At 66.2% G+C, this 19,872-nt stretch carries 13 protein-coding genes; 3 read left to right on the top strand and 10 right to left on the bottom strand.

Annotation, left to right across the window (positions count from 1 at the left end; genetic code table 11):
* Positions 1 to 87 precede the first annotated feature (87 nt).
* From K254_RS0118520 to K254_RS0118485, 8 genes are all read right to left on the bottom strand, one after another.
* Entirely contained in the window at positions 88 to 2,979 is a 2,892-nt protein-coding gene (locus K254_RS0118520) for a glycosyl hydrolase family 95 catalytic domain-containing protein (RefSeq protein WP_026556608.1), read from the bottom strand.
* A gap of 31 nt (positions 2,980 to 3,010) precedes the next feature.
* A complete protein-coding gene (locus K254_RS0118515; RefSeq protein ID WP_026556607.1) occupies positions 3,011 to 3,634 on the bottom strand; it encodes a hypothetical protein in 624 nt (207 codons plus the stop codon).
* Positions 3,635 to 3,755: 121 nt separating this feature from the next.
* Positions 3,756 to 7,952, bottom strand: coding sequence for a glycoside hydrolase (locus tag K254_RS25010; RefSeq protein WP_051389383.1), 4,197 nt, complete (start codon positions 7,950 to 7,952; stop codon positions 3,756 to 3,758).
* A 306-nt stretch (positions 7,953 to 8,258) separates the two neighbouring features.
* Positions 8,259 to 10,748 carry an ATP-dependent Clp protease ATP-binding subunit gene (locus K254_RS0118505; protein ID WP_026556606.1) on the bottom strand — a complete coding sequence of 830 codons (2,490 nt, stop codon included), beginning with the start codon at positions 10,746 to 10,748 and terminating at the stop codon, positions 8,259 to 8,261.
* A 209-nt stretch (positions 10,749 to 10,957) separates the two neighbouring features.
* Complete coding sequence (locus K254_RS0118500) at positions 10,958 to 11,287, bottom strand: histone-like nucleoid-structuring protein Lsr2 (protein ID WP_026556605.1); 330 nt, start codon at positions 11,285 to 11,287, stop codon at positions 10,958 to 10,960.
* Positions 11,288 to 11,402: 115 nt separating this feature from the next.
* Complete coding sequence (locus K254_RS26040) at positions 11,403 to 11,546, bottom strand: hypothetical protein (RefSeq protein ID WP_196811010.1); 144 nt, start codon at positions 11,544 to 11,546, stop codon at positions 11,403 to 11,405.
* A 13-nt stretch (positions 11,547 to 11,559) separates the two neighbouring features.
* Positions 11,560 to 13,059, bottom strand: coding sequence for a lysine--tRNA ligase (lysS, locus tag K254_RS0118490; protein ID WP_026556604.1), 1,500 nt, complete (start codon positions 13,057 to 13,059; stop codon positions 11,560 to 11,562).
* A 91-nt stretch (positions 13,060 to 13,150) separates the two neighbouring features.
* A complete protein-coding gene (locus tag K254_RS0118485) occupies positions 13,151 to 14,125 on the bottom strand; it encodes a LacI family DNA-binding transcriptional regulator (RefSeq protein WP_026556603.1) in 975 nt (324 codons plus the stop codon).
* 344 nt (positions 14,126 to 14,469) lie between these two features.
* On the opposite strand from K254_RS0118485, the gene uriH reads away from it, so the two are divergent.
* The 3 genes from uriH to K254_RS0118470 are packed head-to-tail and all read left to right on the top strand — an operon-like array spanning position 14,470 to position 17,805.
* On the top strand, positions 14,470 to 15,435 hold the full coding sequence (uriH, locus tag K254_RS0118480) for a uridine-preferring nucleoside hydrolase UriH (RefSeq protein ID WP_026556602.1): 966 nt from the start codon (positions 14,470 to 14,472) through the stop codon (positions 15,433 to 15,435).
* Positions 15,436 to 15,485: 50 nt separating this feature from the next.
* Positions 15,486 to 16,856 (top strand): uridine transporter UriT, encoded by a 1,371-nt coding sequence (gene uriT, locus K254_RS0118475; protein ID WP_051389502.1) that lies wholly within the window; start codon positions 15,486 to 15,488, stop codon positions 16,854 to 16,856.
* Position 16,857: 1 nt separating this feature from the next.
* Entirely contained in the window at positions 16,858 to 17,805 is a 948-nt protein-coding gene (locus K254_RS0118470) for a ribokinase (RefSeq protein ID WP_026556600.1), read from the top strand.
* Between the two features lie 106 nt (positions 17,806 to 17,911).
* Here K254_RS0118470 and panC read toward each other — a convergent pair whose 3' ends face one another.
* Complete coding sequence (gene panC, locus K254_RS0118465) at positions 17,912 to 18,802, bottom strand: pantoate--beta-alanine ligase (RefSeq protein WP_026556599.1); 891 nt, start codon at positions 18,800 to 18,802, stop codon at positions 17,912 to 17,914.
* 16 nt (positions 18,803 to 18,818) lie between these two features.
* Positions 18,819 to 19,787, bottom strand: a complete 969-nt coding sequence (locus K254_RS24135) for a Rossmann-like and DUF2520 domain-containing protein (protein ID WP_231391905.1) — start codon at positions 19,785 to 19,787, stop codon at positions 18,819 to 18,821.
* Positions 19,788 to 19,872: the final 85 nt, after the last annotated feature.

Below are 19,872 nucleotides of genomic sequence, written 5' to 3'. Positions count from 1 at the left end.
ACTAAATCCTTTGCAGAAATCCGGCACCGGTCCGGACAAAATGGGGGGGCGCTGGCGGCCCGTCAAATGACGAGCCGCCAGTATCACCTAGACGGCGTCGAGGCTCCACTCCTGGCTTTGGGAGCTGGTGGCAGTCGCCTGGACCAAGCGCGCGCCGTCGGAGGTGGAAGCCCCCGCCACGTCCAGGGGCAGTCCGCTGGAGACGTTCACCAAACGGTAGTAGGAGCCGCTCCCGGTGGGAACCAGCTTCCACCATTGGTTGGGGCCGTAGGTGTCGCTCCACTGGTCCAATTGCGTGCCGTTGGCCGCTGACGACGCCGGATTGTCGAGCACTTTTCCGCTCTTGACGCTGACGATGCGGAACGATCCGTCGTGGACAGGAACCAGCTTCCATTTCTGGTTGTCACCGCCGCCCCAGGGCCACTGGATGACGGCGGCGCCGTCGCTGGTGGATTGGCCATCGACGTCCATGGCCTTTCCACTCATACGGTTGACCACCTTGACGAGCGTCGGCAGGAGGCTGATCTGGATGACGGTGGACACGCCGGCCGACAGTTGCAGGGTGCGGGCATGGCCACCGATCGAGGATGCGCCCAACACCCCTGCGGAAGCGGTGATGGCGGTGATCCCCCTGCGGCACACCAGCTCAAGGCTCTGGTTGATGTCGGAGGTGAGCGTGGCCTGCACGGTTCGGGCAGCTGTGTCCCACACGAGGTTCTCCACGAGCACCCGGTTGCGTCCACGGACACCCTGGATGGAACCCTTGGACAGTTGTTCGGGCAGGGCGGGCAGGAGTTCCAACATGCCGGGGCGGCTGTAGATCAACGCTTCGGCCAGAATTGCGGGGAGTGAGTTGGCTGCATCCGAGTTGTAGATGTGCAGCCCGGGATTGTGTGTGGTCATGAGCGAGGGCAGCACCATGTTGTTGCCCAGCACCTTCTTGATGTTGGTGTAGACACCGGCACCATCCTTGAGCCGGGCGGAAGCCAACGCGCGGTGCAGGCTGCCATGCGCCGAGTAGTTCTCATCGCCGCGCAATTCCAGTGCACGGTGCGATGCGCGCACCAGAGCGGGCTTGTCCTCCGGGTTGACCTCGTGGAGCGGCCAGGCCCCATACATGTGGTGGACATGCCGGTGGTTGTAGCGGTCGTTCAGCCCGGGCCAGGACCATTCGGCCAGGGCTTCGTCGCCATTGATGGTGTAGCTGGGGAGCTTGGCCAGCAGCGCCGTCCACCGGGCCACGCCCTGGCCGGCCCCCTGCTCACGGTTGAGCGTATTTGCCGCCAGAATGGCCGACTCCAGGGCATGGCGGCCCGCCATGATCTCCCCGGTGGCATTGATGGACACCATCTGGCCGGTGTTCGACGGCGAGTTTTCCATCGAGAAGGACGGCACAAAGACCGCCTTCCCCTGCGCATCCGTCCGGGACAGGTAGTCCTCGTAGAAGAGTGCCAGTTCCATCAAGGCCGGTCCGAGCTTGTCCCTCATGAAGGCCTCGTCACCGGTGACTTGGTAGTACTCCAGCAGCGGGTAGAGCATCCAGTCGGCGCCGCCGGTCCAGGTCTGGCCGGGGAAATCACCATTGAAGTGGAGCATGTTGCCGTGCTCACCATCGGTCCGGCTCGGGGCCAGGAACCCGCGGGCCCCGTACATCCGGGTGGCATTGCTGCGCCAGTCATTGAGCTGGCCGAGGACCAGATCGAAGTAGCCCTTCATCGCATCGCCGTGGTTGAGGATGTTGCCGCCGGCAACCTGGAGGTTGATGTTGGCGTCAGTGGTGAAGTCATCGGCCCAGGCCCCATCCCAGCTGCCGGTCCAGATGCCCGTCAGGCGTGGCGGCAGGACGCCGCTGGAGCTGGCAAAGAAGTACCGTCCGGAGTCGTACATCCGCTCCAACAGGGCGAGGTCGATGGTGGAGCGGTCCGAATTCTGGCGCGCATTGAGCTCGCTGGTGGACAGTGCGCGGTCCTCCTGGGAAACATTGAGCTGCAGCGAGGATTTGTCGAAGAGTGCCTGGTGCAGCGGCGTGTGCTTGCGCAGCAGGGCATCGTAATCGGCCAGCAGAACGCCCAGGGCAGCGTGCAGCGGCTTGCTGTTCCATTCGCTGGCCGACTCGTACCGTCCCAGCTTGGTCAACAGGATCACCTTGGTGGCCTTGGCGATGGTCAGCGTCGACCCATCCGTCGTGATGGACGAACCGGTTCCCGTGACGATGACGCGCGTCACGCCCTCATATCCGAAGGCTCCCTGGCCGGCCGGGTAGGTGCCCCGCAGCCCCAGGTACCCGTTGCGCCCGCTGACGGTTGCTGTGGTCCCGTAGGAGACGGAGGACGGCACGGCGTCGAGGTTGGTATTGATGCTGAGCACCGTATTGATCGTGCCGTTCGCCGCCGGCAGGAGTTCCTGGACGACGGCGGTGCTGGCCCTGGACACGAAGGCCCTGCGCTTCCAGAGGCCGGCATTGTCGGACCACGAGGTGGCCACCTCGCCGGTCCTGAAGTTCGTGGTCCGCGCGTAGTCGTTGTATGTCGACAGGTCTGCGCTGGTGATCAGCAGTTCGTAGCCTGGGTGGAACGACTGCGTCCACTGCAGGTCCCAGCCTGACGCAAACGTCGATGCCGCGCCCCAGTAGTCCCCTCCCATGGCCTTGTCCTGGACCTGGGACAGGCGGTCGGCGAGGTAGGGGGCCTTCATCCCACGCGTGCCGTTGGGCAGTACGAAGCGGTGGTGGTTGAAGACAACCCTCTCGGCGCCCGGCGTGCCATGGAAGATGGCCCCGTACTCGCCATTGCCCGACACGAACCCTTCGGACCAGGACGAAGCGGGGACGGTGTCATAGATTCCGCGCTCTGGGAGGACGGCGGACCCTGGCGGGGCAGCGGCCGCACGCTGTGAAAAGGGGAAGGCGACGGCGCCGACAGCCAGTGCCGTGGTGGCGAGGAATCCCCGCCGGTTGAGCGGGGTGCTTGCAATTGTCACGATGGTCTCTTTCTGTCGGCGTCGTTGCCGGTTATTCGAACAGGGACAGGGTCAGTCTCGCGGTGTAGTCGCCTGCAGCGACCGTCGCCGGTGTGCGCAGGAACAGGCCCGCGGTGGCCGTCCACTGCCCCTCGGAGGCGATGGCACCGGAATCGAAGGCCATCGCGAGCAGCTCCCGGTCAACCAGACCCACGGCATTCGGCCCGGTCTCCATCACGGTGTCCACCCGATCACCCTCGGCCACCAGCCCCGAATCGCCACCGTTGATGAGGTCCGGCGTCCACCCCAGGTGGGCGGCACTGATCGCAGGCTGGCCATTGTCACCGGTGAAATCGGTCGAGGTGCCCAGCACGTACCAGCTGGCCCCGGCGGGTATGTCCGCCGGTGCCCGGGTGTCAGTGACAGTGACAGTCGGCAGCGAGCCCGTGAACTGGCGCACGGTCGCCGTCGAACCCGTCTCGGTAAGGGTTGTCGTGGTGCCGGCAACACTCATGGCCAACGCGCCGCCGCCGGGCAGGGCGGTGATGCCAACGCTGACATCCACATCCTTGTTGCCGTGGTTCTCTTCGGCCATCGCCATGCCGGCAACGCCCAGCAGCAGCGCCGTACCCACGGCCGCAGTGGTGCAACGCGCGGCAAATCCAATTCTGTTCATCTGGAAAATCCTTTGCAGAAGCCCGGCCATCGACCGGACTGAACGGGTGGTGCATTGAAAAGGTGGAGCATCGACGGTGCCATGGTGGCGGCCCGCCGCGGAGCGGGCCGCCACCATGGACTTAGTTGCAGGATGTTGCGGGGTACGCAGCGTCCTTGGACACGGTGGCCGGCTGGCCGTTTACGGTGCCGGCCGCCTGGACCGTCACGACACCGGCGGGGATGGTCGCAGCCCGGGTGGCGAAGGCGTTCACGGCGTTCTTGCCGGGCTTGACGTCGGCGAACGACTTCGTCCCGTACGTCGAGGTGAAGCCAATCTGGACGGGCACCGTGGCATTGTTGGTCGCCTGGACCGTCACCATGACCTTCCCCGAAACACATTTGGCGGTTGCCGCCACGGAGACGTTCAGCGCCGGGGCCGCCGGGACCGTCGGGACCGGGTTGGCGATCATCAGCCAGCTCAGTTGCACGTCCGGACCGCGGGTGGGGCTGAGGGCGAAGGAGAGCTTGCCATCGGCACCCACCGTGACGTTCTGGTACGTGCCGGTCTGGTAGTCGCCGCTGTAGTCGTGGTCGGCCTCGACCACCGCACCGTTGACTGTCACCTTGGCACCGCGGTCGTCCCACTGGGCCCACGGATCATAGTAGCCCGCGTAGACCGTGTAGGTTCCCGGAGCCAGATCGTTGAACTTGTAGGTCAGATCGCGCCCGGAAGCTGCATAGCGCAGGGTTGAGAATATGTCACCAACGTCGGTGCCGCTGGCCCCGCTGCCTTCGCTTTCATAGCCCCAGGTCTTCCCCGTGACAGGGTCGACGCCGTACGGCTGGTCGGCTTTGCTGTTCAGAACCGGGCCGGTTTGCGCAGCGGCGGCCATCAGCGCGGACCAGTCCGCCGTCGTCTTCCCGCCAGCGTTCACGGCATAGCGCACTCCCACAGGCAGCACCGGAATGGTGCGGGTGAAGGTGCGCCCGCCAAATCCTGGGAGGGTGCCCGTGACAGTGATGGACCCCGCGGTGTTGGTGTTTCCCCTGACCTGCCAAGTCACAGCCTGGGAGGAGCTCTGGCCATTCTGGGTCACGGTGACGGTGTTGACACTGAACGTTTGGCCCATGGCCAGACTGGAAGGAACGCCCGTGACATTCCAGACCGCGTTGGAATCGAGATCTGCCAGACGCCATTCGGAAGGTGAAACGACGCTGAGCGACTTGCCCCCCTCACCCATTTGAATGGGCAGCCACACCATGGGGGCGGTGGCCAGTGCCTGGTCGGATCCGCCGTTCCAACGGTCTCCCATGTAGATGAACTTGCCGTTGGCGGGATCGACCGGAATGACGGATGTCGGCTGCGAGTTGTTGGAGTTCCATGAGACATCACTGCTGAAAGGGTCGCCCGCGTCACTCCACTCGCCGAGCATGCTGGTGGCCGTGCCAAATCTGGACGGGTTCGGCGACCAACCACTGGTCCCCGAGGAAATGATGAAGTAACGGCCCTGGTACTTGAAAATGGCCGGTGCTTCGCGGGAATCGTTGACAAACGCACGCCGGAAGTCGACGCCCTCCACTGCCGTGTCCGGCGAGGCGGAAAGGTTGGTGTAGTCGGCGTTGAGCTTCGAAATGAACATCGTCTTGTTCTCTTCGCTGGAGTAGATGATGTAGCCGGTGCCATCGTCATCCACGAAGAGATTCATGTCGCGGGCCATGCCCGGGTTGTTCGGCGCCTTGTTGGTGGGGTCTCCCGCTGCCGCCTTGTTCAGGCGGTAGCTGTCGATGTACTTGAACGGGCCGAAGGGCGTGTCGGAGATGGCGACGCCGGCGTTGGCCTTGGCGTACTGCACGTTGTACTGATCGGTTGGACCGTCGGCATGGACCCACATGACCCACTTGTGGGTGGCGGCGTTGTAGATGACCTTGGGCCGCTCAAGGATCGGCGGCAGCTTGTCGCCGGACGGCACGGTTCCCAGGTCGCGGTAGACGGCGTTCTTCTGCTCGGTGGTGTACCCGGCATAGAGCGTCTGGAAGTAGGGATCGGTGGTGAACTGGGCCTGGGAGGTCATGGCCTTCAGCGCCACGCCCTCATCCTTCCAGTTGTAGAGGTCGTAGGAGCTGTAGGCGTGCACGCCCGGGGACGAGTGGTAGCCGTTGGTGCGGTCCTCGCCGTACAGGTAGTAGATGGTGCGGCCGGCAGCGTCCTTGGAGGTGACCACCTGGCCGCCGTGGGCCTGGATCAGATTGCCGTTGTTGTCGCGCCAATCCTGGCCGGGACGGAAGCTGTTGTAACCGGTGCCTTCACTGGCATTGCGCAGGGTGAACGCCTGGTTGGCGCCGCCATTGGAGGTCCACAGGCCAATCCAGGATCCGTTGGCCGTTGACTGGTTGGAGACGTCCAGGACCTGTCCGCGGCCCGCATTGAGCAGGCTGAAGGAGGTTCCATCGGTGGTGCTGACCATCCACTGGGCCGAGGTGTCCGCGAGGGCCTGCGCATCGGTGAGCGTCCGCAGCGTCGTTCCGTTGGCGTCGGCGGCCAGGGTGCGGCCGTCGGCGAGCCGCAGGGCGAAACGGTCGCGCGTGGTGCCCTCTTCATCGACAATCCGGGTGGCCTTCCACACCTGGTTGGCCCCGGCGACGGAATCGCCCAGCACCGTTGCCGGCGAGCCGGTGGAGGCCGTCACGGCCCGTCCGCTCTGGACCCCGACGAAGCTGTAGGACTGGCCATCCAGCACTGCCGGAGCCGCGGCGGCAACACCGGTGGCGCCGGTGATGACGAAGGTGGTGACGGACTTCGCGGGGACGGTCAGCGTGGCCGATCGGCTGCCGGCGTCGATCGCGACGGGCGTGCCGGAGACCAGGGCGTTGGCCGTCGGGCTGCCCGCGGGGGACTCGGTGGTGGTGATAGGAGTAACCGTGGCACCCGGTGCAATGGTGGCAAATCGGGACAGGTCCAGCTTGACGGTGTGTGCCTGATCGGAATCGTTGGTGTGCACCATGGTCAGCCCCGAACCGTCCTGCTTCAGCGCCGAGGTGGTCTTCCCGTCGCTGGTGGGGATGATGCGGTCGCCGGGGGCAATGTAGTGGGTGAAATTGCGGATGGTGTTGTACTTCGAGTTCACAGTGGTGCGGCATGTCGGGTCCGCCTCTCCGGCGGCGATCCGCCGGGCGGACTTGCCGTCGGCGTTGCAATCGAAGTCGATGAAGACGGAGCCCCAGTTTTTCTTCTCGCCGAGCTGCATGTTGTAGAGGTCTTCAACGGGCTGCCACAAGACCCAGGACTCCGGGTCGAGCTCGCGCAGGTCATCGGTGATGCGCGATGCCATGCCCAGGCCGTTATCGATGCTGGTGGGGTTCCAGGAGTCGCCGCCCCAGTTGCCCTCGACCTCGCTCATGGACAGCGGCTTGTCGGCTGCCTTGGCGATGTCCCGGACGCCGAGGCGGTCGCCGGTGGAGTAGGTGTGGACGTTGAGCTGGCTGACGGCCTGCTTGGTTTGCGCCGTCCACCCGTTCCAGTCGGTAATGAAGCCGGTGGGAGACGTCTCATCGGGACCTGACACCTTGGCTGTGGTGGTGGTTCCCGGCTTGGCGAGCTCGGCGGCCATGGCCGTCAGCACCTGCGACTGGAGGCCGGGGCCCGCGTGGGCGCCTTCCTGGCCGCCGCCGTTGGGCAGGCCGTTGCCGCCGAAGGTGGTCTTCCAGTAGTTGGTGTTGGGCTCGTTGAGCGGGTTGATGGTGTCGAACTTGATTCCGGCGGACTGCTCCACCTGCTGTGCGGCCGTCTTGAGGTACTTGGTGAACTTGCCAATGGCGCCGGGCTTGATCTGGTCGGCGTTGGGGTCCTGCCCGCCGCTGACGTAGCCGCTCTCCGTCATGAAGTAGGGCGGCGAGTTGCTGAAGGCCTCCCAGGTGGTCACCTTGTCCTTGATGGCAGAAACCCATGCGCGCTGCGAGGCGTCGGCATTGAAGTTGTAGTCCGAGGCGTTGTCGCCGGTCCACGCTGCGAGGTACCGGTTGCGGTCCGCGTAGCTGGAGGTGATGGGACCTGAGCCGTCGCTCAGGTTTGCGTTGGGATTCCACCAGCCCTGGACGGCTCCACCCGGGCGGAGGTAGTCGGGGATGTTGCTGGCGTTGCCGCCGCCGATGTTGTAGCGGGCGATGTTGAGGTTCAGGCCGTCGTCGCCAAAGACCTTGTCAATCAGGTCATTGCGGATGGCGGCCGGGTAGTTGCCCGTGGCGTTGGCCATCCAGACCAGGCTGGTGCCCCAGCCTTTGAAGGCCGGGCCGGCCTGCGCGGGGTTGGGGGTCAACACGGTGGGGTTTTCCGCGGCCATGGCGGCGGTGGGAACAAGCTGTAAAGACGTTAAGGCTATGGCGCCTGTGGCCAACAACGCGGCAAAGCGGTGCCGCGATGGTGCAGTCGAGGTCGACAACATTGTCAAGTATCCAATCGGCTCATGTTTGCGTGAACACGGTTAAGTTTACGTAAACATACCGTGACGTCCAGAGCCAGGCAACACATTTCTTTCTGTGGCGCACGCCACAGTCCAACGAGTGCACCGGATGCTCCCGCAGGGCGTTAAACGCCAACGGCGGCCTCCCACCGAAGGGAGGCCGCCGAATGCGGTGGTGCAGTAGGTCTAGGCGCCTGCGGGCAGGGCCTCGGGGATGTGCGGCTTGGAGGTGCCGGCGAAGGTGAACTTCGCGTCGTCGCCCTCACCGTCGACATCCACAGCCACGATGTCGCCGGCCTTGATCTCGCCGAAGAGGATCTTCTCCGAGAGCTGGTCCTCGATCTCGCGCTGGATGGTCCGGCGCAGCGGCCGGGCACCCATGGCGGGATCGTAGCCGCGCGTGGCCAGCAGCACCTTGGCCGCCGGGGTCAGCACGATGCCCATGTCCTTGTCCTTCAGACGGCCCTCGAGGCGTGCGACAAACATGTCCACGATCTCGATGATCTCATCCTGGGTCAGCTGCGGGAACACCACGACGTCGTCAACACGGTTGAGGAACTCGGGGCGGAAGTGCTGCTTGAGCTCCTCCGTGACCCGGGCGCGCATCCGGTTGTAGCCGGTCTGGGTGTCCGTGCCGGACTGGAAACCGGTGGTGACAGCCTTGGAGATGTCCCGGGTGCCCAGGTTGGTGGTCATGATGATGATGGTGTTCTTGAAGTCCACCACACGACCCTGGCTGTCCGTCAGACGGCCATCCTCCAGAATCTGCAGCAGCGAGTTGAACAGGTCCGCGTGGGCCTTCTCCACCTCGTCGAACAGCACCACGGAGAACGGACGGCGGCGCACCTTCTCGGTCAGCTGGCCACCCTCTTCGTAGCCAACGTAGCCCGGAGGGGCACCGAACAGGCGGGACACGGTGTGCTTCTCCGAGTACTCGCTCATGTCCAGGGTGATCAGGGCATCTTCCTCACCGAAGAGGAATTCGGCCAGCGCCTTGGCCAGCTCGGTCTTGCCGACGCCGGTGGGGCCGGCGAAGATGAACGAGCCACCGGGGCGCTTGGGATCCTTCAGGCCGGCACGGGTGCGGCGGATGGCCTGCGAGATCGACTTGATCGCCTCGTTCTGGCCCACCACGCGCTTGTGGAGTTCCTCCTCCATCTTCAGCAGACGGCTGGATTCCTCCTCCGTCAGCTTGAAGACCGGGATGCCGGTGGAATTGGCCAGAACCTCGGCGATGAGTTCCTCATCAACCTCGGCGACGTCGTCCAGACCGCCGGACTTCCACTGGCGCTCCTTCTCGGCACGCTCGGCAATGAGCTTCTGCTCCTTGTCGCGCAGCGACGCGGCACCCTCGAAGTCCTGCTCGTCGATGGCCGATTCCTTGGAACGCTTGACCTCGGCGATGACATCGTCCATGGCCTTGAGCTCCGGCGGAGCCGTCATGCGGCGGATGCGCAGCCGGGCGCCGGCCTCATCGATCAGGTCGATGGCCTTGTCCGGCAGGAAGCGGTCCGAGATGTAGCGCTCGGCCAGCGTTGCGGCAGCAACCAGCGCGCCATCGGTGATGGAGACGCGGTGGTGCGCCTCGTAGCGGTCGCGCAGACCCTTGAGGATCTCGATGGCCAGGGCCACATTGGGTTCCTGGACCTGGATCGGCTGGAAACGGCGCTCCAGCGCGGCGTCCTTCTCGATGTGTTTGCGGTACTCATCCAGCGTGGTGGCGCCAATGGTCTGCAGCTCGCCACGGGCCAGCATGGGCTTGAGGATCGAGGCTGCATCAATGGCACCTTCGGCCGCTCCGGCACCCACCAGCGTGTGGATCTCATCGATGAACAAGATGATGTCCCCGCGGGTGCGGATCTCCTTGAGGACCTTCTTCAGGCGCTCTTCGAAGTCGCCGCGGTAGCGGGAGCCTGCCACCAGGGACCCGAGGTCAAGCGTGTACAGCTGCTTGTCCTTGATGGTCTCCGGGACGTCGCCGCGGACGATGGCCTGGGCCAGACCCTCGACCACGGCAGTCTTGCCGACGCCGGGCTCGCCAATGAGGACCGGGTTGTTCTTGGTGCGGCGCGAGAGGACCTGCATGACGCGTTCCATCTCGTGCTCGCGGCCAATGACCGGGTCAAGCTTGTTTTCGCGGGCAGCCTGGGTCAGGTTGCGGCCGAACTGGTCCAGCACCACCGAACCGGCCGGTGTGCCTTCCTGCTGCGTGCCACCGCTGGCCACGGGCTCCTTGCCTTGGTAGCCGGAGAGCAGCTGGATCACCTGCTGGCGGACCCGTGTGAGGTCCGCGCCCAGCTTCACCAGAACCTGGGCTGCGACGCCCTCGCCCTCGCGGATCAGGCCGAGCAGAATGTGCTCGGTGCCAATGTAGTTGTGTCCCAGTTGCAGCGCCTCGCGCAGCGAGAGCTCCAGCACCTTCTTGGCGCGCGGGGTGAAGGGGATGTGGCCGCTGGGCGCCTGCTGGCCCTGGCCAATGATCTCCTGCACCTGTTCGCGGACACCGTCCAGCGAAATGCTCAGGGATTCAAGTGCCTTTGCGGCAACACCCTCACCCTCGTGGATGAGGCCGAGCAGAATGTGCTCGGTGCCGATGTAATTGTGGTTGAGCATGCGGGCCTCTTCTTGGGCCAGCACGACAACACGTCGGGCTCGGTCAGTAAATCTCTCAAACATTTCGCCACACTCCTAGCTACTGCGTACCTTGATGCTACGCAGAACAAGTCCCGTGTGGGGGCGTGTTCGCCACAGGGGAAATACGAACCTCTTGCGGAGCACCCGCCGGCGGGTCCATGAGCGTCCATGGGATGGGCCCGCAAACGCAGAATGCCGGCCCCGTGGGGCCGGCATTCTGCGTTGTTCAGCCGTGGTGGACCCGAAAGGTCCTAGCCCTGCGCGGCGTAGTACGCCTCACGGATTTCGGCCTGGATGCGGCCTCGGTCGCGGACCGGGTAGCCGTTGCTCTTGGCCCACGCGCGGATCAAACCGACTTCATTGCTGCGGGCCGGGGCAGCGGCCTTGGGCGCACGGACCGGACGTCCTGCAACGCGGCGGCCCTTGGCAATGAAGTGCTCCAAAGTGCCGCGCAATGCAGCGGCATTGGCGTCGGACAGGTCAATCTCGTAATTGACTCCATCCAAGGCAAAGCGCACAGTTTCATCTGCGCTGTTGCCATCTAGGTCATCAACAAGCGTGATCTCGACTTTTTGTGCCATGGACGGTTCCTATTCCTCACACTCGGATATGAAATTGGGATAAATTTCAGTTCAAGTATGAAGTAGCAGGTGCTTAGCGTCAACAGCGGCAATAGCGCCAGTGAATAGCGAAAAGCTATTCGCCGTTGTCCACATGCTCCTGTTCGGCGCGGGCCAGAGCATCACGCTCGGACCTGTCGGCATTGAAGATCGCCTTCATAGCAAAGTAGAAAAGCGCACCAACACCCAGCGACGGGATAATTACGGCAAGGTATTCCACAACGTTGCCCCTTCTACTCGGGTTTCATCAGCGGGAAGAGAATGGCTTCACGAATTCCCACGCCCGTGAACAGCATGACCAGGCGGTCAACGCCCAGACCCAGACCACCCATGGGCGGGGCGCCGTATTCCAGGGCCCGCAGGAAGTCCTCGTCGAGCTGCATGGCCTCGTGGTCGCCGGCCGCCGCCGCCAGCGACTGGCGGGTCAGGCGCTCACGCTGGACCACCGGGTCCACCAGCTCGGAGAATGCCGTGCCGGTTTCCTTGCCGTCAATGATCAAATCCCAGGCTTCAATCAAGCGGGAGTCATTCCGGTGCTGGCGGGCCAGCGGCTGGGCCGACGGCGGGTAATCGCAGACAAATGTCGGCTGGATAATGGTGGGCTCAACAATCTCACCAAAGAGCTCGACCACCAGCTTTTCAGCATCCCAGGCCGGATCGATCTTTACTTCATGCTTGGCGGCAATGGCCCGCAATTCTTCGGCGCTGGTGTCGGGTGTGATTTCCATGCCGACGCCGTCGGACAATCCCTTGTATACGGGAAGCCACGGCCACTCGCCGTCGAGATTAATGACGCCGCGCGGAGTTTCAATGGTGCGCGATCCGGCGGCATCGGCGGCGGCCAGAATAATGCGCTGCATGGTCTTCGCCATGGTGAATTGGTCGCCATAGGCTTCATATGCCTCAAGCATGGTGAATTCGGGGCTGTGCGTGGAGTCGACACCTTCATTGCGGAAAATGCGCCCCACCTCAAATACCTTGTCCATGCCACCCACAACGGCGCGCTTGAGGTACAGCTCAATGGCAATGCGCAGCGTCATCGGCTGGTCAAAGGCATTCATGTGGGTGTGGAACGGGCGGGCCGCGGCGCCGCCGTGCACCAGCTGGAGGATGGGCGTCTCCAGTTCGATGTAATCCTCGCCGTGCAGGGTGTCGCGGATGGCCTTGACGATGGCCGAGCGGGTCTTGACCTGCTTGCGGGCGTTTTCGCGCACGATCAGGTCCACGTAGCGCTGGCGGACGCGCATCTCCTCGGAGAGCTCCGCGTGCAGCACAGGCAGCGGGCGCAGGGCCTTGGAGGCCATGGCCCAGCTGTCGGCCATGACGGACAGCTCGCCGCGCTTGGAGCTGATGATTTCACCATGCACAAAGACGTGGTCGCCCAGATCCACCAGGGACTTCCAGTCCGCCAGGGATTCCTCGCCAACGTTGGCCAGGGAGAGCATTACCTGCAGGCGCTCACCGTCGCCGGACTGCAGCGTGGCGAAGCAGAGCTTGCCGGTGTTGCGGACAAACACCACGCGCCCGGTGATGCCGGCAATCTCGCCGGTCGCCTCATCGGGATCCAGATGGCCATATTTGGCCCGGATCTCCTCGAGGGTGTGGGTGCGGGCCACGCCCACGGGATAGGCCTGGCCGCCTTGCTGGAGCAGCTTGGCACGCTTCTCCATGCGGATGTGCATCTGCTCGGAGACGTCGCTTGCTTCAGGGATTGGGGTATTTTCAGCACTCACGGTTTCCAAGTTTAGTGGCTTTAGCTGGATGTCCGCTCCGAGCCGGATGTGAGAGAGGCTGTGCACCGGGGTGTGAGCGCTTTGCGCGGTGTCAACCGATGGTCGAGGCGCGCTGGATCAGCCGCCCGGCCAGCGTGAGCTGCGGCGCCGCCAGCGGCCGCCCCTGCATCAGGGACTTCAGCTGCTCGCCGGCCCGCCGCCCCAGCATGGTGGCCGGCAGATGGACGCTGGTCAGGGACGGGTTGCTGGTGGCCGAGTAGGGCAGATCGTCAAAGCCCGTCACGGCCAGCTCCCGCGGAATCGCCACTCCGGCGGCGCGGGCCTCCTGCAGCACACCATAGGCGTGGGTGTCGGTGCAGCAGACGACGGCGGTGACGCCCTCGCGCTGCCAGCGCGGCCAGGCGGCGGCAAAGGCTGCCGCCGCGGCGCCGACGTCGATGGGAGTGTTGGCGACCGCGGCCACCGTCATGCCGCTCTCAGCGGCCCGGGCCAGGAAGGCCTCCCGGCGCACCCGGAAGGTAGCGGAACCGCCGGTGCTGTCCAGATACGCCACGGTGCGGTGGCCCAGGGCGGCCAGATGCTGGGCCAGCTCGCGGGCGCCGTGCCCGACGTCGAGGTTCACCGAGGGCGCGTAGCCCTCCACGCCCGGCGCATCCATCAGCACCACGGGGGCCGTGCTGTTCAGCTGGTCCAGGAAGGCGGCATTGGGGGCGTCCACCAGCAGCCCGGCGGGGCGCAGCGACAGCAGCTGGCGGACCTCCGCCGGGACTGGGAGCATGCCCGGGTCGCTGACGGCCAGCAGGAGCTGGTAGTCGGTTCCGAGTGCGGCGCGGACGCCGCCGATGACCTTGGCGAAGAAGGGGTTGGCGATGTCCGGGGCCGCAAGGATCACCAGATTGGAGCCGCCCCGGGCCAGGGAGCTGCCGATGCCGTCCACCACGTAGCCGAGTTCATCGATGGCCCGGGTGACCTTCGCAATATTTTCCGCCGAGACCCGGCCCTCGGTCTTGGCGTTGGCCACCAGGGAGACGGTGGCTGTGGAGACTCCGGCCCGGGCGGCCACCATGGCTGCCGTGATGCGCTGCCCGGCCAGCGGTGCCCCTCCGCCGCCGTCGGATGCCCCCGAGGGGCCGTCGGCACCGGAGCCGGCCGTGACAGTCCCGGGGACATTGCCGGGCGCGCCGTCGTGCGCGGCATGCACCGCGCGGTGCGCTGATGATTCTGTGGACCCCATGCATCGATCGTAGCCGGATTGCCGCCCCGCGCCCCCACCTGAACATCAAACGCTTGACGTAAATCACGTCAAGCGCTTGACGCGGCATGGAAATGGATGCCACACTGCCAATAGAAGACCCCGCGCCGCCCCTGTGCGAGGTCCAATGAAAAGCCCCCAAAGACGTGGAGAACACCATGACTGCCCCCTCTTCAACGGTCCGCAAGATCATTCTCGACTGCGACCCCGGCCACGATGACGCTGTCGCACTGCTGCTGGCGCACGGAAACCCGAACATCGACCTGCTTGCCGTGACCACCGTCGTCGGCAACCAGACGCTGGAAAAGGTCACCCGCAACGCCCTGTCCGTTGGCACCATCGCCGGCATCACCGGCGTTCCGTTCGCCGCAGGCTGCGACCGCCCGCTGGTGCGCGCCATCGAAACGGCGCCGGACATCCACGGCGAAACCGGCATGGACGGCCCCGCCCAGCCAAAGTCCACCATCGAGCTGGATCCGCGCCACGCCGTCGACCTCATCATTGAGACGATCATGGCCCACGAACCGGGCACCGTCACGCTGGTCCCGACCGCCGGTTTGACCAACATCGCCATGGCTGCACGCAAGGAACCGCGCATCGTGGAGCGCGTGAAGGAAGTTGTCCTGATGGGCGGCGGCTACCACGTGGGCAACTGGAGCGCCGTCGCGGAGTTCAACATCATCATCGACCCCGAGGCCGCCCACATCGTGTTCAACGCGGGCTGGCCCGTGGTCATGGTCGGTCTGGATCTGACCCACCAGGCGCTGGCCACCCCCGAGGTGGTGGCCCAGATCGAGGCCGTCGGCACCAAGCCGGCCAAGTTCGTGATGGAGCTGATGGAGTTCTTCACCAAGACGTACAAGGATGCCCAGGGCTTCGACTACCCGCCGGTGCACGATCCCTGCGCCGTCGCCTACGTCATCGACCCCACCGTGATGACCACCCGCAAGGTGCCCGTGGACATTGAGCTCACCGGCACGCTGACGCTGGGCATGACGGTGGCCGATTTCCGCGCCCCGGCCCCCGCCGACTGCAAGACCTCCGTGGCCGTGGACCTGGACCACGCCAAGTTCTGGAACCTGGTCACCGACGCCCTCGTCAACATCGGCGAGGTCGAGCTGTGAGCGCGTCTGCAACCGGCACCAAGACCGGAACGGCCAACATCGCGGCCCTCATGACCGCCCTGCTGGCCGCCTGCGTGGCGTTCCAGCTCAACGCCTCCATGCTCAGCCCCGCCCTGGTCACCATGGGTGAGGAACTGAACACCAACCAGGCCGTCATCGGCCTCTCCCAGACCTCCTTCTTCACGGCCGCAGCACTGTTCTCGCTGTTCCTGCCGCGCCTGAGCGACATTGTGGGCCGCAAGAAGATCCTCATCGCCATGATGGTGATGATGGCCGTTGGTTCGGTCATCTCCGCGCTGGCACCGGATGTCACCTGGCTTTTCGTGGGCCGCATCATCCAGGGCGTCAGCGGCCCCACCGTGCCGCTGTGCCTGATCATGCTCCGCTCCGCCGTGAGCGAGCCGAAGAAGTACGGCGTGCTGATGGGCCTCATCACCGCTGTCAATGGCGGCATCGCCGGCGTCGACTCCTTCGTGGGCGGCTACTTCGCCGAGCACTACGGCTTCCGCAGCATCTTCTGGCTGATGGTGGCCCTGGCCGTCGTCGCCACCGCACTGATCATCTGGCTGGCCACCGAGAGCAAGCCCGGCGCGGGCACCAAGATGGACTGGGCGGGCGTGTTCTTCATCGTCATCGCCGTCGGCGCCCTGCTGATTGCGCTCAACCAGGCCTCCGGCCTGCTGGGCGGCTTCTCCGGCGAGACGCTGGCCTGGTCCCTGGGGCTGGCCGCCGTCGCCGTCATCGCGTTCGCCCTGTTCTGGAACACGGAAAAGCGCTCCAAGCACCCCATGGTGGAGACGGTGCACCTGCGCCAGCGCGCCACCTGGGCCCCGCTGCTGACCACCACGCTGACCATGACGGGCATCTTCGCCGTCATCAATGGCATCGTTCCCGCCTTCGTCCAGGCCGCCGACCCGGGCTTCGGCATCGGCGCCACGGAGATGTCCCTGCTGATCCTCACCCCCTACGCCCTGCTGGGCTGGGTCATCGGCCCGCTGAGCGGCCGCCTCGCCCCCACGCTGGGCTACACCAAGGTGCTGCGCATCGGACTGGTGGGCTCGCTGGTGGCCCTAGCCATCATCGGCTTCTTCGGCCTGCACAGCCTGCCGCTGATGATCACCGGCACCGTGCTGCTGGGCATCATGTACGCCGGCACCGTGAACATCATGCTCAACGGCCTCGGCGTCGTCCTCTCCCCCAAGGGCAACCCGGGCTTCCTGCCGGGCATGAACGCCGGCGCCTTCAACCTGGGCGCCGGGCTGAGCTTCCTGGTGCTGCCGGCCGTGCTCGTGGCCGCCGGGTCCATGGGCGGCACGGGTTCCTACCTGGCCACCGTGGTCGTGTCCCTCGTGGTGACGGCGCTGGCGCTGGCCGCCTCGATGCTGATCCCCAAGCCCGTCGACGCCGAGGTGCACGCCTAGCATGACCACCACCGAGAACCCCGCAACCGGCCGCATCGTGGTGGTCGGCTCGCTGAACGCGGACCTGACCATCTACACCGAGCGGCTCCCGCTGCCCGGCGAGACGCTGCACGGCAACGGCTTTGCCGTGAACCCCGGCGGCAAGAGCGCCAACCAGGCCGTGGCCGCGGCCCGCCTGGGCGGCCACGTCACCCTGATCGGCGCTGTGGGCGAGGACGCGAACGGCGCCATGCTGCTGGCCTCCACGGCCGGTGCCGGCGTGGACGTTACCCGTGTCCGGCGCACCGCGGAGCCCACCGGCGTCGCCGTGATCTCCGTCGATGCCGCGGGGGAAAACTCCATCATCATCGCCGCCGGGGCCAACGGAACGCTGGCTCCGGAGCATGTGGGCGCCGAAGCGTTCGACGGCGCCGCCGTCGTCGGCCTCTGCCTTGAGGTGCCGCTGGAGACGGTCCAGGCCGCTGCCCAGGCCGGGCACGACGGCGGGGCGCGGGTGCTGCTGAACCTCTCGCCGTACGCCCAGATCCCGGCCGCACTGGCCACGCTGACGGACGTCCTGCTGGTCAATGCCCACGAGGCGTCCCAGTTCCTGGGCGGCTTCGAGATGCCCTCCCCCGACGCCCCCGAGGCCGAGTGGGAGCCGGCCGTAGAGCGCTTTGCCGGGCACGGACTGGCCCAGGTGCTGGTGACCCTCGGCTCGCAGGGTTCCGTGGTGCTGGATTCGCGCACCAGCACCCCGGTGGTCCGCATTGCCCCCACGAAGGTGGACGCCGTGGACACCACGGGTGCCGGCGATGCCTTCACCGGTGCCGTGGCCGCGCGCCTGGCGGCCGGCGACACGCTGGTGGATGCGGCCCGCTACGCCTCCGTGGCGGCGGCCATGGCCGCGACCCGCAAGGGCACGCAGACGGCCTACCCCTCCGCCGCCGAAGTGGCGGACTTCCGCTAGGACCTTCGCTTCCGCAGGGAATCCCCCTCGTTGAGCCGTGGGATATGGCCCATTAGACGACGTCTAACGGGCCATATCCCACGGCTCAACGGCGTTCAACGGGCCTTTAGCCGAGCAGCATGTTGTCGATCAGGCGGACGGGGCCGACGGCGGCGGCGACCAGGGCCAGCGCCTGGCCGGTGAACGGCGTCTCGCGGCAGTTCTCCGCGCGCGGCGCAAGCGTGCCGGGGTCCACCACCTCAAAGTAGTCCAGCTCCACACCGGGGGCGCTGCGCACCAGCGCCTCGGCGGACTCGAGGTCCAGGGGTTCGTGGGCGTCCGCGCGCTCCTTGAGCAGGCGCAGCGCCCGCGAGAGCACCAGCGCCGCCTGGCGCTCGTCGTCGGAGAGGAAGCGGTTCCGGCTGGACAGCGCCAGGCCGTCGGCGTCGCGCACGATCGGCACGGCGGCAATCTCCACCGGGAAGTTCATATCAACCACCATGCGCTGCACCAGGGCCACCTGCTGGGCGTCCTTTTGGCCAAAATAGGCCCGGTACGCTGCCTGCGGGCCCATGCCCAGGTGCAGAAGCTTGGAGACCACCGTCAGGGCGCCGTCGAAGTGCCCCGGACGCGAGGCACCCTCGAACTTCCCGCCCAGCTCTCCTGCGGTGATGCGCACCATCGGCTCGCCGCCGGGGTACATCTCCTCCACCGAGGGGGCGAACACCAGGTCAACGCCCACGCCGTCAAGCAGGGCCATGTCGGCCTCCAGGGTGCGCGGGTAGCGCTCCAGATCGACGGCGTCGCCGAATTGCAGCGGGTTCACGAAGATGGTGGCGACGACGACGTCGTTCGCGGCCACGGCCGTCCGCGCCAGTTCGGCGTGCCCGGCGTGCAGGGCGCCCATGGTGGGCACCAGGCCAAGGCTGCCGGCCGTCCCGGGGGCAGCCTTGGCGGCCAGCAGCGCGGCTGCGGAGGCCTTGAGCTCGGCGATGGTGGTGGCAAGAGTGATGGTCATGACTGCCGTTGTCCTTCTAGTTCTGGCTGTTGCCGGTGTCGGTGTTGTCTGCGTCATTGGCAGCGTCATTGGCAGCGGCGTCGGCTGCTGTGTCGTCCGAGGACAGCGCGGCCTGGACGGCCAGATAGCGCTCCGGCCCCAGCAGACCGCGGCGGGCGGCGCGGGCGGCGGTGGCCGTGCTCATGGCCAGATAGGACTCAAGGATGTCCCCGTTCCCGGTGTCCAGGGCATGCTCGCGCAGCGTGGCGGCGTGGGCGGCCACGGTCCCGGCGTCGCCGCGGGCCACGGGACCGGTGAGGGCCGACTCCCCCGAGGCCAGGGCATTCTCCAGCGAGGCCCGCAGCAGCGGGCCCAGCAGGCGGCTCGGCGCCTCGACGCCGATGTCGCCCAGCAGCTGCGCGGCCTGCGCCACCAGCGTCACCAAATGGTTTGAGGAATGGGCCAGGGCCGCGTGGTAGAGCACGCGGTCCGCCTCGGCGATGACCACGGGCTCGGCGCCCATCTCCACCACGAGCGCCTGGGCGATCGGCAGCATGGCCGGATCTGCCGTGACGCCGAAGCTGCAATCGGCCAGCCGCGCCAGGTCCAGGCTCATGCCGGTGAAGGTCATGGCGGGGTGCAGGGCCAGGGCGATGGCCCCGGCGGCCTTCGCGGGCGCCAGCACGGAGGTGCCGAACCGGCCCGAAGTGTGCGCCACCAGCTGCCCCGCCTGCCACGCACCGGTCTTCGCCAGCCCGTCCACGAGGGCCGGGAGCGCGTCGTCGGGGACGGCCAGCAGCACCAGCTCGGAACGTTCCACAATTTCCGGGATTTCCAGCACGGGGACACCGGGCAGCAGGTTCTCCGCCCTGTCCCGGGACTCCTCGGACACGGCAGAGACGCCGACGACGGCGTGTCCCGCCGCGCGCAGCGCAGCCCCCAGCACGGCGCCCACCTTCCCGGCACCAATGATCCCCACGCCCAACCGGCCCGGCTTAACGGCCACGTTCCATCTCCTGTGCATCGTCCAAATCGTTCTGCTGCGCCTTCATCCCGGTCCCCGGCCGCCCGCGACGCCGTTTCCCGTCCAG

This window comes from Arthrobacter sp. 35W (assembly GCF_000482545.1).
In the GTDB taxonomy this organism is placed as follows: domain Bacteria; phylum Actinomycetota; class Actinomycetes; order Actinomycetales; family Micrococcaceae; genus Specibacter.
Note: the sequence above shows the minus strand (reverse complement) of the source record. Positions and strands in the feature narration are given on the sequence as shown.